Here is a 12502-nt window from a genome sequence, read left to right as displayed (position 1 = left end):
AGGTAAAGTACCGATACTTATCATGTATCTGTATATCATCATTCATCTGCAAAAATGTGTACTTTCCTGTAAAATGCTCATTTTTTCTCTACTACTCCATAATATCATAAAACAGCCTATCTTCCAACGATAGAAGTTCGTTGACGATACCTCCAAAGCACTTGTCAAAAAGTACACTTTCATGTAAAACACCCACCTTACAATAATTTGGCTTTTTCGTAAATTTCTGCACGATACCGAAAAGTTGATAAGGGCATATTACATTCTTTCGCAGCAGACGTTCCAGTTATTTTCCCGTTTTTCCACCGCTGATACACATCGTGAAAATTATCTGGCAATCTGCTTGGTGGTCTACCGAACCGCACACCTCTGGCTTTTGCCGCTGCAATACCTTCTGCCTGCCTTTGCCGAATATTTGTTCTTTCGTTTTCTGCTACAAATGACAGTACCTGCAATACAATATCTGACAGAAACGTTCCCATCAAATCTTTTCCCCGGCGAGTGTCAAGTAAAGGCATATCAAGAACCACAATATCAATTCCTTTATCTTTTGTGAGAATTCTCCACTGTTCCAGTATTTCCGCATAGTTACGTCCTAAGCGATCAATACTTTTTATATAAAGAAGATCATCTTTCCGGACACGTCGAATCATTTTTCTGTATTGTGGGCGCTTGAAGTCTTTTCCAGACTGTTTATCAATAAAAATATTCTTTTCTGGGATAGCCAACTCCTTCAATGCAATCAATTGCCGATCTTCGTTCTGATCCCGACTACTGACACGTATATATCCAAATATATTTCCCATCCTTGTTTCCTCCTGCATAGTCTCTGATAGGTGAAAAGCTGTCTTCCCCAAAAGAAAGACAGCTCCCCATGTCTTCTCTGAACTTTTTCACTCTAAACTACTCTCTTATTCAGGACAATGCTTTAAGGATCTGTTTCATGCACTTTTTCAACTTCATCCCATCTTTTAATCCCAGTCGATAAAAGAATTCCTCTGTATCTGCTCCACTGTTGAATATAGCATCACAATATTTCGTAATCGCTTCTTCCTGCTCCGGCGAAAGTGAAACTATTACTTTTTCATATTCTTCCTCGACTTTATCTGGTTCTGTATCTGTTTGCTGTTTTAATTTCCAGTCCGTATATGCCTTTCCCATGTGTTCTGTTATTGCCAGATTTAAAAATTCTTCAATTTCTTTTGTCATTTTCATAGATTCCCACCTGCTCTTTCTCAATCCTGTATCTCATTTGCCCTCCTATACATACACCAATTCGTTCAATACAATTTCCTGTGCACGATTCCTGATATTATTTGCCCTGCGAACCCATTCCATAGGATTCTGTGCTTTCAAGTCCTCTGTTACGCCCTCAGCACTTCTCATCTGTGCTTCAATCAGCTCAAAGCGTTCCTGTGCCTGTTCATTCACATCTGCCAGATGACTGTCCAGCCTGGCGGTCAGAAGAAGACAGCTATACATTCCTGATTTATGTTCTTTCAGATATTCCTTCCGTAGCATCCCCCAGCAGCCAATCGGTCTGGTTTCTTCCGGTAAGGATAACACTGGCAGATAATAATCTCCTACCAGTACATAATCCAATCCATTATTATCATCATGTATCTTTTTTCTTAATTCGCTCATGTGCTTGCCTCCCTCAGATTTTCCTTTGCTCACGTAAATATGCTTCAAATATACTTCTTCGAATCAAAACTTTCTTTCCAATCTTATAGACTGCTCCAGCTTCATGTGCCATGCGAATAACAGGTTTCATTCCCAACCGGTAATACTCACACGCCATATTGTAGGTCACATAGTCATGGCTCATAAATTCCAGATCTTCATCGTCAATCTCATCTGAAAACATCCATACATTACCGCTCATCTGTCTTCTTCTCCTTATCTTTTCCTGTTGCCGGTTCATGGAAACGTTCCAGGTAATCATCAAAAATATCACGACGAATCAGTACCGTTCCATCAATTCTGTAAATAGCTCCTGCATCACTGGCAAGCTCTAAGAGTTTCTTATGAGAGATACTGTAAATAATCTCTGCCTGTTGATATCGCAGATACTGTCGGCGTAATTTTCTTAAATGTTCCGGAACTTCCTTCATACTTGTAATCGGTTTGTACTTTTCATTCATAATGCTTTCCTCCAAAATTAGATTTACTGTTTTACAGAAGTTGACTGCCGGAATATAACTTTTCCACGAAAAAAAGCACCTCTTAGATCAACTCTAAGAAGTGCTCTTGCTTCATTGCCAAACCCGTGTCTTTCCACCTGAAATTCGTCATGCTTCATAACGATTCATTATTATCCCAAATTTTGTTGTCAAATTGTTGTCAAATGCGGTCTGACATCATGGTTTTAGACATTTTATATTTAATTTTAGTACAGCTTTGCACCAGCCGGAATGTGGTTATCAACCATCAGAAGATGAAGTTTTTCTTCTCCTTCTTCTTCGTGGATTGCACTAAGCAACATACCACAGGATTCAATTCCCATCATAGCTCTTGGAGGCAGATTTGTGATAGCGATCAGTGTCTTGCCTACCAGTTCTTCTGGCTCGTAATAAGCGTGAATACCGCTTAAAATCGTACGATCTGTGCCTGTTCCGTCATCCAGAGTGAACTGCAGAAGCTTCTTGGATTTCTTAACAGCTTCACATGCTTTTACCTTTACAGCTCTGAAATCAGACTTGCTAAAAGTATCGAAATCTACAAATTCTTCGAATAACGGCTCCACTTTTACCTTAGAGAAATCGATCACTTCTTCTTTCTCCGGTGCAGCTTCAGAAGTGCTGTTTGTTGTCTTGGAAACTTTCTTATCAGCGTCCAGTGACTTCATTGTCGGGAACAGAAGTACGTCACGAATTGCCTGGCTGTCTGTCAGGAGCATAACGAGACGGTCGATTCCGTATCCGATACCACCTGTTGGCGGCATACCGATCTCCAGTGCATTCAGGAAGTCTTCATCTGTGTGGTTGGCTTCCTCATCACCTGCGTCTGCAAGGGCATCCTGTGCTTTGAAACGCTCTCTCTGATCGATCGGGTCGTTGAGCTCGGAATATGCGTTACACATTTCCCATGTATTGATAAAGAGCTCGAAACGCTCTACCTTGTTCGGATCGGAAGGTTTCTTCTTGGTCAGCGGAGAGATCTCGATCGGATGATCCATGATAAATGTCGGCTGGATCAGCTCTTTCTCACAGTACTCCTCGAAGAAGAGGTTGATGATATCACCCTTCTTATGGCGATCCTCATACTCGATATGATGCTCGTCAGCAAGCTTCTTGGCTGCCTCATCATCTGCTACTTCGTCAAAGTCGATTCCTGCATATTTCTTGATGGCATCGTTCATGGTCAGACGTGCGAAAGGCTTTCCAAGATCGATCTCGATACCATTGTAGGAAATCTTTGTGGAACCGCAGACCTTCTCTGCAAGGTAACGGAACATGGACTCTGTCAGCTCCATCATTCCCTCATAATCAGTATATGCCTGATAAAGCTCCATCAGAGTGAACTCCGGATTGTGACGGGTATCAACACCCTCGTTACGGAATACACGGCCGATCTCGTAAACTCTCTCAAGTCCGCCTACGATCAGTCTCTTAAGATAAAGCTCCAGGGAAATACGAAGCTTAACGTCTTCGTTCAGTGCGTTATAATGTGTCTCAAATGGTCTTGCAGCTGCACCGCCTGCGTTGGAAACCAGCATTGGTGTCTCAACTTCCATGAAGTCACGCCCTGCAAGAAAGTTACGGATCTCCTTAAGGATCTGGGAGCGTTTGATGAATACATTCTTGCTGTCCTGGTTCATGATAAGATCCACATATCTCTGACGATAACGGGTATCTGTATCTGTCAGTCCGTGGAATTTCTCAGGAAGGATCTGTAAGCTCTTGGAAAGAAGAGTCATCTTCTCTGCATGAATGGAGATCTCACCTGTTCTTGTTCTGAAAGCAAATCCCTCCAGACCAAAAATATCACCGATATCAGATTTCTTGAAATCTGCATAGTAATCGGTTCCAATGGCATCTCTTGCCACATAAACCTGAATGTTACCCTGTAAATCCTGGATATTGCAGAAAGAAGCTTTTCCCATTACACGCTTGAACATCATACGTCCTGCGATTGATACATGGATCGGGCTTGCGTCCATGATGCTTCTTCTTTCTTCATAATCCTTCTTCTGAGCCTCTTTTGCCTGCTCTTCATCAAGACCTGTTACATCAAGCTCCTTGCGATCTTTGAGAAGCTCTGCCTCATGTGCTTCATAGAGATTCTTTACCTCAAGGGAATGATGTGTCTGATCAAATTTTGTGATCTGAAACGGGTCCCTGCCATTTGCCTGAAGGTCTGCCAGTTTGTCACGACGTACCTTAAGCAGCTGGTTTACATCCTGCTTCTTCTGCTCTGCCACTTGTTGGCCTCCTTAATCTATCTGTCGTTCAAGCGGATCTGTGCGATCCGCTCCGTTGTCTGCTTTATACGTTTCTCTGGATCTCAAGAACCTTATATTTCATGATTCCGGACGGCATCTCAACCTCAACGATATCGTTGGTGTGTGCACCGATCAGTGCTTTACCTACCGGAGACTCATTGGAGATCTTTCCCTCAAGGCTGTTAGCCTCTGTGGAACCTACGATCTTCAGCTCCATATCTTCCTCAAATTCATAATCATGAACCTTAACCTTGCAGCCTACGCTGATTCTGTCAAGATCGACTTCATCCTCTACTACAACCTCAGCGTTCTTGAGGATCTTCTCGATCTCCTCGATACGTGCCTCGATATCTCTCTGCTCATCCTTTGCTGCATCGTACTCTGCGTTCTCAGAAAGGTCTCCCTGCTCTCTGGCCTCTTTGATCTTTCCTGCTACTTCTTTTCTCTTAACAACTTTCAGATCGTGCAGCTCGTCTTCCAGTTTTCTAAGTCCTGCGTATGTGAGTAAGTTCTTCTTTGCTTCTTCCATTTTGCCTTACTTCCTTTCAAAACCGTGCTGTTTTTTCTGAAAAAAATACAGCTTCGGATATTTCTGTTGCTACCATTCCCAAGAGCTCTTTTTTCTAAAAAAGGGCGTAAAAATCTCAGGATATTCACAATTCCTGTATTATACCGAAAAGCCCCAGTATTGTCAAGCATTCCACGTCGAAAAAGGGTCCCTGAAATATGCAAAAAAAGCCGCGCGAAATCTCAGATTTCAACACGGCTTTTCTATATTATCCTGCCCGGTCTGATTCCTTATTTCTTCTCCGGAAAAAGATCTTTATAACGATTAGTCACCATCTGTGTCTGATACTCAAAATCCTGTTTATGCTGATTGACCAGTGTAGAAAGGATGATCCCGGAAAACCAGCAGATGATAGCTGTCAGGATCACAAACCCGCTGACGATCAGTGTCGGGATCTTTTCCACTGTCCCAACCTCCAGAAAATGTACCAGCACCGGAATAAAGAATACCATTCCCACCACAAACAGCACTGCTGCGATAAGGGAGAAGAACTCCAGCGGCTTGTAATTCTTGAACATTTTCACAATAGTCTTCAGGACCTTAAATCCATCTGCATAAGTATTCAGCTTGGACTCACTTCCCTCCGGCCTGTCACGATATTCAATGACTACATTCTCAACCTGCATGTTCTTATCGATGGCGTGGATCGTCATCTCTGTCTCGATCTCAAAATTCCTGGAAAGTACCGGGAATGTTTTTACAAAGCGGTAACTCATGGCACGGTAACCTGTCATGATATCCTTGATGTTGCTTTTGAAAAGACGGTTAATGGAACCTCTTACGATGCTGTTTCCAAAGTTGTGGAAAGGTCTCTTGTTCTCTGTAAAATATGTAGAAGAAAGGCGGTCACCAACTACCATGTCTGTGCCTTTCTCCAGAACCTTGCTGCACATTTCAGCTGCAAACTCTGCCGGATAAGTATCGTCGCCATCTACCATAAGATAACACTGCGCATCAATATCCCGAAACATACTGCGGATCACGTTTCCTTTTCCCTGCTGATACTCATAACGGACAACTGCCCCTTCTTTTCTGGCGATCTCGTCTGTTCCATCTGTAGAGTTATTATCATATACGTAGATCACAGCTTCCGGAAGTGCTTTTTTCATATCGCGGATAACCTTTGCTACCGTCTTGCTTTCGTTGTAGCAAGGAATTAAAACTGCTATTTTATCTGCCATTATTTTTCTCCTGTAAAACAAAAAAACTTTCTGCGGATTCCCGCTAACTGACTGTAGCACGCGCCCCGTTCCTTGTCAATAGAACGTTTCGTTTTCTCCGACATACTTTTCTTTTTTATCGCTCCAGTACCATGTCTGTAAGCTTTTTCAATTCTTCATAGCTTGAAATATTATTAGATTCTCTCCGGATTCCCGCACTGTGCCGCATACCGGCTGTATACCAGGCTACATGCTTCCGCATTTCGCGGATCCCGATATACTCACCCTTGATCGCGATCTGATCTTCGGCATGGCGCAGGATCATCTCGCAGACTTCCTCTGCGGTTGGTCTGGGAAGCTTTTCCCCGGTGTGGAAATAGTGGTTCAGCTCCCGGAAGATCCACGGGTTCCCACGTACTGCACGGCCGATCATCACCGCATCGCAACCAGTCTCTTTAAACATGGCTTCTGCAGTTTCCGGTGAAACGATATCTCCGTTTCCTATCACCGGAATAGTCACCGCTTCCTTCACCCTGCGGATAGCATCCCAGTCCGCCTGGCCAGAATAATACTGCTGTCTGGTCCTTCCATGAACTGCGATGGCTGCTGCACCTGCATCCTCCACCCGTTTTGCGATCTCCACCACATCCACCGGCGTATTTTCATCAAAGCCAATGCGGACCTTCACCGTTACCGGCTTGGAAACTGCTCCGGAAACACTGCGGACGATCTCTTCGATCAGCTGAGGATCCTTCAGAAGAGCTGAGCCCTCGCCATTATTTACCACCTTGGGAACCGGACATCCCATATTGATATCGAGAATGTCAAAGGGACGCTCCTCAATGCTTTTTGCCACCTCTGCCATAAGGTCCGGCTCGCTGCCGAAAAGCTGCATGGATACCGGATGCTCCCCGGGATCGATCTCCATCAGCGCCTCTGTATTCTTATTATGAAAAGAGATCGCCTTGGCACTGACCATCTCCATACAGATCAGGCCTGCACCCTGCTCCTTGCAAAGTCTTCGAAATGCCAGATCCGTAACCCCTGCCATCGGTGCAAGCACAAAGGGGTTCGGTATCTCCACATTTCCGATCTTCCACTGCATCTTCATGGATCATTCCTCAACGGCATCTGCTTTTTTCTGCAGTTCCTCATCCGGGATATCTCCCAGGAAAAATACCTTGTAATACATTTCCAGAGATTCCAGAAGCTCTCTTTTGTCCCGCTGGAGCTCCTTGATCTTCAGTGCACTTCCGATCTCGTCAAAACGGGCATCTGCCTCCAGGGCCTCAGTCTTAAACTGCAGACTGCCGTCCTCATCAAATTCCAGTGTCAGGATCCCGCCTACATCCTCTGTGAAAAGCACACACATGATCTGCAGCTCCTGCTTTACCGTCTCAGGAAGAGACGCAAAATCCTGGTTAAAATAATATTTCTGCTCATAAGAGCTTGCTCCGCAGAGCACAATGTTATCCTGATACATAAAATCTCCTTTATTTATAACTTGACACTCCCTGCAGCTAAAGCAGGGAGATTCTTGTTTTTTCCACTACTGCAATAAAACATCAACGGAAAATCGCTGCCGGAAATTTTATCCGATCTGTGCTGCATGTTTTACACATAGCTGTATAAACCACGTACAGAAACCTCTCCGGAATTTACTTCCTCGACTGTACCGTCTGCACGCTCTACCAGAAGCTCTCCGCCGGCATTGATCCCTCTTGCGATCCCCTCATATGGATCATTCTGATCCAGTACACGTACCGGCTGGTTCAGATTGGCCAGCATTTTCTCATAATCCGGTTTCAGGCCGCTGAGATCCTCTGTCTGTACAAATCTCTCATAATTTTCCTCAAAATGCTTCATCACAAGTCCGACTACCTGTGCCCGGTCAAAGGGATGTCCGCTTTCCAGATACAGAGAGGTAGCCTTATCTGCCGTTTCTTCCGGAAAGCTTTCCATGTTTACGTTAATCCCGACTCCGATAACTGCACAGCCGATCTTATCCTGCTTCATGGTCATTTCGGTTAAGATACCGCAGATCTTTTTGCGGGAAACAACTACATCGTTAGGCCATTTGATCCCTACCTCAAGACCGAGCTCTGCTACTGCCTGTGCAACTGAAAGTCCCATAACAAGTGTCAGCATCGGCGCCTTCTGCGGAGAAAATTCCGGGCAGATAAGGATACTCATAGTAATGGCACTGTCCGGCGGCGCACTCCATCGTCTTGTAAAACGTCCGCGTCCTGCGGACTGATATTCTGCCACAAACAGCTCTCCGTGTCCTGCGCCTTCTTCCCTCCAGGCACGTTTTCCCCAGAGGTTGGTGGAATCTGTTTCTCTTGCAAAATGGACGGTTTTGCCCGCCCATTTTGTATGTGTTGCCTGTGAAATTATTTCTTCATTAAATAAATCTGACATTATTTCTCCGGCTCTCCTAATGTTGCAACGATCACAGCCTTAATGGTGTGCATACGGTTCTCAGCTTCGTCGAATACCTTGGACTGCGGAGACTCGAATACTTCGTCTGTAACCTCCATATCTGTAAGGTTGAAACGCTCGCCCATCTCTTTTCCGATCTTTGTCTTAAGATCATGGAATGCCGGCAGACAGTGAAGGAAGATCGCCTTTTCACCGGCGTTCTCCATTACATGTCTGGTAACCTTGTATGGTGTCAGGTCGTGGATACGCTCTGTCCATACTTCGTCAGGCTCGCCCATGGATACCCATACATCTGTGTAGATGATGTCCGCATCTTTTGTTCCTACCTCCACATCCTCTGTGAGAGTGATGGTGGAACCTGCCTCTTCTGCCCACTGCTGACACTGTGCTACAAGCTCATCATTCGGGAAATATTTCTTATTGGTGCAGGCTACGAAATCAAGACCAAGCTTGGAGCATACAACCATCAGGGAGTTACCCATGTTGTAACGGGCATCGCCCATGTATACAAGCTTCAGGCCTTTCAGTTTGCCGAAATGTTCACGTACTGTCAGCATATCTGCAAGCATCTGTGTCGGATGATACTCGTTTGTCAGGCCATTCCATACCGGTACACCTGCATGCTTCGCAAGCTCCTCAACAATATCCTGACCGAAGCCACGGTACTCGATTCCCTCATACATTCTTCCGAGAACTCTTGCAGTATCTGCAATGCTCTCCTTCTTTCCGATCTGGGAGCCTGTGGGATCCAGATAGGTAGAACCCATTCCCAGATCATGAGCTGCCACTTCGAAGGAACAGCGTGTTCTTGTGCTTGTTTTTTCAAAGATCAGGGCAATATTCTTACCTCTGTAATACTCATGAAGCTCTCCTGCTTTTTTCTTTGCCTTCAGATCTGCTGCAAGGTCGATCATGTAAGTGATCTCTTCCGGTGTAAAATCTTTCAGTGTCAGGAAATTTCTTCCTTTAAGATTCATAATATGTCCTCCTCATGGCTGCAGATTTATTTCTGCTCTGCCGGTTTATCTGTCATGATTTCCTTCAGGGATGTTGCCAGCCCTGCGATGCCCTGTATCTCGGACGGAATGATGATCTTCGTTGCCTTGCCGTCAGCAACCTTTGTAAGAGCCTCCAGGCTCTTCAGAGTAAGAACAGATTCATCTGCTCCTGCTTCCTTGATCATACGAAGTCCTTCTGCAGTTGCCTGCTGTACTTTAAGGACTGCCTGTGCCTGTCCTTCAGCCTCTTTGATCATACGCTCCTTCTGAGCCTCCGCATGAAGGATCGCCGCCTGCTTCTCAGCCTCCGCATCCAGGATAGCGGACTGTTTTTTACCCTCTGCAACAAGGATGGTGGAACGTTTCTCTCCTTCTGCTTTCAGAATGGCTTCTCGTCTCTCACGCTCAGCCTTCATCTGTTTCTCCATGGCATCCTGGATGGCTGCCGGAGGAATGATGTTCTTAAGCTCCACACGGTTAACCTTGATTCCCCATGGATCTGTAGCCACATCAAGGGAAGCACGCATCTTGGTATTGATAACCTCTCGGGATGTCAGTGTCTCATCCAGCTCCATATCACCGATGATGTTACGAAGTGTTGTAGCAGAAAGATTCTCGATAGCCATGATCGGATTCTCAACGCCATATGCGTAAAGCTTCGGATCTGTGATCTGGAAAAATACAACCGTATCGATCTGCATGGTTACATTATCTTTGGTAATTACCGGCTGCGGTGGAAAATCCACAACCTGTTCTTTCAGGTTTACTCTTCTTGCAACACGCTCAATGAACGGAACCTTGAAATGGATTCCTGTACTCCAGGTAGCCTTGTAAGCGCCAAGACGTTCCAGTACCACTGCATAGGCCTGCGGTACAATGCGGATACAGGATGCAAGTACCCACAGCACAAGAACGATGACTACAAGCAAAACAACAACTCCACCCATAATTTAGCCCTCCTTGCTAATTTCTTTTACGATCAGCTTCACTCCGCGGATCTCTTCGATCTCAACCACTGCACCTGTTGGAATTTCTTCCCCGTCATCTGCGGTCCGTGCAGTCCACTCGATGTCATTGATCCTCACCTGCCCGGTCTGGGCCAGGTTGTTGACCGGCTGTATCACTACGGCTCTTTTTCCCAGAAGACTCTCTGCATTGGTCTTTTCCACGCCCTTGTTCATGTAGCGGACCGCCAGAGGTCTGGTAAAGATCAGAAGCACCACGGAAACTCCGAAAAATAAAAGGAGCTGTACAACAATTCCCCCACCAAGCCACGAGGCAATGCACGCCACAAGAGCACCGCCTGCAAACCAGACAGTGGTAAGTCCTACCGTGATTGCTTCAATTACCAGTAAAATTGCCAGTATTCCAAGCCAGGCCAAAGGTGTCATAAAACCCCTCCTCTCTTATTCTCTTCTCTGTCTTGCAGCTTCGTACATCAGGATTCCTGATGCCATGGCAGCATTCAGCGATTCTACCTTTCCGCACATGGGAATGCGGATCAGACAGTCTGCTGCCTCCGCCGCCTGATCAGTCAGGCCCTTTCCCTCGTTTCCGATGAAAAATGCGGTACCACCCTTATAGGATTCCTGATCATAGGAATTCTCACCCTTCAGATGAGCTGCAAAACTGCGGATTCCCTTTTCTTTCAGCTTCTTTTCTAATGATACCACATCTTCCACGTATAGAAAAGGCATTCTGTAAATAGAGCCCATGGTAGAACGGATCACCTTGGGATTTGTGATATCCACGCAGGTTTTTGTGAGGAAAACTCCGCTTACGCCGGCGCCCTCACCGGTCCTGAGAATGGTTCCCGCATTTCCCGGATCCTGAAGATCCTCCAGAACCATGACCAGAGGATTTTTTCCCGCCAGTACCTCCTCCTCGCTCCAGGAAGGCAGCTTCAGAACTGTCAGGATCCCCTGGGGAGTCTTGGTATCACACATCTGACGGAATACGGAATCCTTCACGATCTCACAGGGATATTTTTCTGCCTGAGACATCAGCTCTCCATCCTGGGAAACGGTCTCGGAGACAAACACCTGGGAAACCCAGCTTTCCGGTGCTTCCAGAAACATTTTCCGGCCTTCTGCCACAAAAAGTCCCTGCTCTCTTCTGGCTTTTGCCTTCTGGTTCAGCTGCATGACATTTTTTATTTTTGCATTTGATACACTGGTTATCATACTTTTATTTCTCTCCTTCCGGCAATCCGTATTCGGTTAACGTAATTCCTCACGACTTGCATTCAGATCCTTGTTTTTTCCGATGGCGATTATGGAACAGTTGTCCGGAAGCGGTTCGGAAGGATCCAGATCTACCGTGACATTTTCACCCTGCTTGATGCCAATGATATTAATGTGAAAACGCTCCCGTACATTCAGATCTGCCAGATTTTTTCCACTCCAGGATACCGGCATGGAAAACTCCGCCATACTGAACTCCGCTGAAAGCTCAAACACATCCAGATACCCGCCGGACATAAGATTTCTGGCAACTCGCAGTCCCATGGACTGTTCCGGATAAATGATCTTATCTGCACCAATTTTGTCAAGTATACGTCCATGAAGAGAATTCATACTTTTTGCAACTACAAAGGGCACTCCCAGATCCTTAGCCTGCATGGTCGCGGAAATACTGGCTTCCAGATTTTCGGCAACTGCGATAATGGCTACATCCACATTCTGAACTCCCAGAGCCTTCAGGATTCCCGGTTCACGGACATCTGCTTTTACCGCATAGGTTACTTTTTCGGAAATCTCTTCGATATTTTCTTCTTTGTCATCAATGGCAAGGACATCACAGTCTGACTCTGCCAGCGTCACCGCCAGAGTCATTCCAAACTGTCCAAGCCCGATCACGGCAAAAGATTTGTTTTTCATTCTATTCTCCT

At 45.5% G+C, this 12502-nt stretch carries 16 protein-coding genes; all 16 read right to left on the bottom strand.

Features of this window, described 5'->3' with window-relative positions:
- Positions 1 to 197: 197 nt before the first annotated feature.
- Positions 198 to 806, bottom strand: a complete 609-nt coding sequence (locus tag LKD46_RS13295; protein ID WP_015526714.1) for a recombinase family protein — start codon at positions 804 to 806, stop codon at positions 198 to 200.
- Positions 807 to 915: 109 nt separating this feature from the next.
- Positions 916 to 1215, bottom strand: coding sequence for a hypothetical protein (locus LKD46_RS13290; RefSeq protein ID WP_021651153.1), 300 nt, complete (start codon positions 1213 to 1215; stop codon positions 916 to 918).
- Between the two features lie 45 nt (positions 1216 to 1260).
- The gene (locus LKD46_RS13285) at positions 1261 to 1644 is read right to left on the bottom strand and encodes a TnpV protein (RefSeq protein WP_015526717.1); all 384 of its coding nucleotides are present in this window, start codon (positions 1642 to 1644) and stop codon (positions 1261 to 1263) included.
- A gap of 13 nt (positions 1645 to 1657) precedes the next feature.
- Positions 1658 to 1885 carry a DUF6462 family protein gene (locus tag LKD46_RS13280; protein ID WP_015526718.1) on the bottom strand — a complete coding sequence of 76 codons (228 nt, stop codon included), beginning with the start codon at positions 1883 to 1885 and terminating at the stop codon, positions 1658 to 1660.
- Positions 1875 to 2144: a DUF6462 family protein gene (locus LKD46_RS13275; RefSeq protein WP_015526719.1), complete on the bottom strand. Its 270-nt coding sequence runs from the start codon at positions 2142 to 2144 to the stop codon at positions 1875 to 1877. The genes LKD46_RS13280 and LKD46_RS13275 overlap by 11 nt, the downstream gene beginning before the upstream one ends.
- A gap of 245 nt (positions 2145 to 2389) precedes the next feature.
- Entirely contained in the window at positions 2390 to 4162 is a 1773-nt protein-coding gene (gene lysS, locus LKD46_RS13270; protein ID WP_243148929.1) for a lysine--tRNA ligase, read from the bottom strand.
- A gap of 325 nt (positions 4163 to 4487) precedes the next feature.
- Positions 4488 to 4973 (bottom strand): transcription elongation factor GreA, encoded by a 486-nt coding sequence (gene greA, locus LKD46_RS13265; protein WP_015526720.1) that lies wholly within the window; start codon positions 4971 to 4973, stop codon positions 4488 to 4490.
- Between the two features lie 269 nt (positions 4974 to 5242).
- On the bottom strand, positions 5243 to 6193 hold the full coding sequence (locus tag LKD46_RS13260) for a glycosyltransferase family 2 protein (protein ID WP_015526721.1): 951 nt from the start codon (positions 6191 to 6193) through the stop codon (positions 5243 to 5245).
- 115 nt (positions 6194 to 6308) lie between these two features.
- Positions 6309 to 7277: a tRNA dihydrouridine synthase DusB gene (gene dusB / locus LKD46_RS13255; RefSeq protein WP_110103185.1), complete on the bottom strand. Its 969-nt coding sequence runs from the start codon at positions 7275 to 7277 to the stop codon at positions 6309 to 6311.
- A gap of 9 nt (positions 7278 to 7286) precedes the next feature.
- Complete coding sequence (locus LKD46_RS13250) at positions 7287 to 7655, bottom strand: DUF6145 family protein (protein ID WP_015526724.1); 369 nt, start codon at positions 7653 to 7655, stop codon at positions 7287 to 7289.
- Between the two features lie 131 nt (positions 7656 to 7786).
- Complete coding sequence (locus LKD46_RS13245; protein ID WP_021652593.1) at positions 7787 to 8593, bottom strand: biotin--[acetyl-CoA-carboxylase] ligase; 807 nt, start codon at positions 8591 to 8593, stop codon at positions 7787 to 7789.
- Positions 8593 to 9591: an ornithine carbamoyltransferase gene (gene argF / locus LKD46_RS13240; protein ID WP_021652592.1), complete on the bottom strand. Its 999-nt coding sequence runs from the start codon at positions 9589 to 9591 to the stop codon at positions 8593 to 8595. Before argF ends, LKD46_RS13245 begins: the two co-directional genes overlap by 1 nt.
- 26 nt (positions 9592 to 9617) lie before the next feature.
- Positions 9618 to 10559 (bottom strand): SPFH domain-containing protein, encoded by a 942-nt coding sequence (locus tag LKD46_RS13235; protein WP_015526727.1) that lies wholly within the window; start codon positions 10557 to 10559, stop codon positions 9618 to 9620.
- Between the two features lie 3 nt (positions 10560 to 10562).
- Complete coding sequence (locus tag LKD46_RS13230) at positions 10563 to 11003, bottom strand: NfeD family protein (RefSeq protein ID WP_021652591.1); 441 nt, start codon at positions 11001 to 11003, stop codon at positions 10563 to 10565.
- Positions 11004 to 11018: 15 nt separating this feature from the next.
- Complete coding sequence (locus LKD46_RS13225; protein WP_110103165.1) at positions 11019 to 11795, bottom strand: TrmH family RNA methyltransferase; 777 nt, start codon at positions 11793 to 11795, stop codon at positions 11019 to 11021.
- Positions 11796 to 11831: 36 nt separating this feature from the next.
- On the bottom strand, positions 11832 to 12491 hold the full coding sequence (locus tag LKD46_RS13220; RefSeq protein WP_110103164.1) for a potassium channel family protein: 660 nt from the start codon (positions 12489 to 12491) through the stop codon (positions 11832 to 11834).
- Positions 12492 to 12502 lie beyond the last annotated feature (11 nt).

The organism is Blautia fusiformis, assembly GCF_020686995.1.
Taxonomy (GTDB): domain Bacteria; phylum Bacillota; class Clostridia; order Lachnospirales; family Lachnospiraceae; genus Blautia_A; species Blautia_A fusiformis.
Note: the sequence above shows the minus strand (reverse complement) of the source record. Positions and strands in the feature narration are given on the sequence as shown.

Coding starts and splice junctions, on each gene's coding strand:
- LKD46_RS13295 (WP_015526714.1), bottom strand. CDS start 806: ATGGGAAATATATTTGGATATATACGTGTCAGTAGTCGGGATCAGAAC.
- LKD46_RS13290 (WP_021651153.1), bottom strand. CDS start 1,215: ATGAAAATGACAAAAGAAATTGAAGAATTTTTAAATCTGGCAATAACA.
- LKD46_RS13285 (WP_015526717.1), bottom strand. CDS start 1,644: ATGAGCGAATTAAGAAAAAAGATACATGATGATAATAATGGATTGGAT.
- LKD46_RS13280 (WP_015526718.1), bottom strand. CDS start 1,885: ATGAGCGGTAATGTATGGATGTTTTCAGATGAGATTGACGATGAAGAT.
- LKD46_RS13275 (WP_015526719.1), bottom strand. CDS start 2,144: ATGAATGAAAAGTACAAACCGATTACAAGTATGAAGGAAGTTCCGGAA.
- lysS (WP_243148929.1), bottom strand. CDS start 4,162: ATGGACGCAAGCCCGATCCATGTATCAATCGCAGGACGTATGATGTTC.
- greA (WP_015526720.1), bottom strand. CDS start 4,973: ATGGAAGAAGCAAAGAAGAACTTACTCACATACGCAGGACTTAGAAAA.
- LKD46_RS13260 (WP_015526721.1), bottom strand. CDS start 6,193: ATGGCAGATAAAATAGCAGTTTTAATTCCTTGCTACAACGAAAGCAAG.
- dusB (WP_110103185.1), bottom strand. CDS start 7,277: ATGCAGTGGAAGATCGGAAATGTGGAGATACCGAACCCCTTTGTGCTT.
- LKD46_RS13250 (WP_015526724.1), bottom strand. CDS start 7,655: ATGTATCAGGATAACATTGTGCTCTGCGGAGCAAGCTCTTATGAGCAG.
- LKD46_RS13245 (WP_021652593.1), bottom strand. CDS start 8,593: ATGTCAGATTTATTTAATGAAGAAATAATTTCACAGGCAACACATACA.
- argF (WP_021652592.1), bottom strand. CDS start 9,591: ATGAATCTTAAAGGAAGAAATTTCCTGACACTGAAAGATTTTACACCG.
- LKD46_RS13235 (WP_015526727.1), bottom strand. CDS start 10,559: ATGGGTGGAGTTGTTGTTTTGCTTGTAGTCATCGTTCTTGTGCTGTGG.
- LKD46_RS13230 (WP_021652591.1), bottom strand. CDS start 11,003: ATGACACCTTTGGCCTGGCTTGGAATACTGGCAATTTTACTGGTAATT.
- LKD46_RS13225 (WP_110103165.1), bottom strand. CDS start 11,795: ATGATAACCAGTGTATCAAATGCAAAAATAAAAAATGTCATGCAGCTG.
- LKD46_RS13220 (WP_110103164.1), bottom strand. CDS start 12,491: ATGAAAAACAAATCTTTTGCCGTGATCGGGCTTGGACAGTTTGGAATG.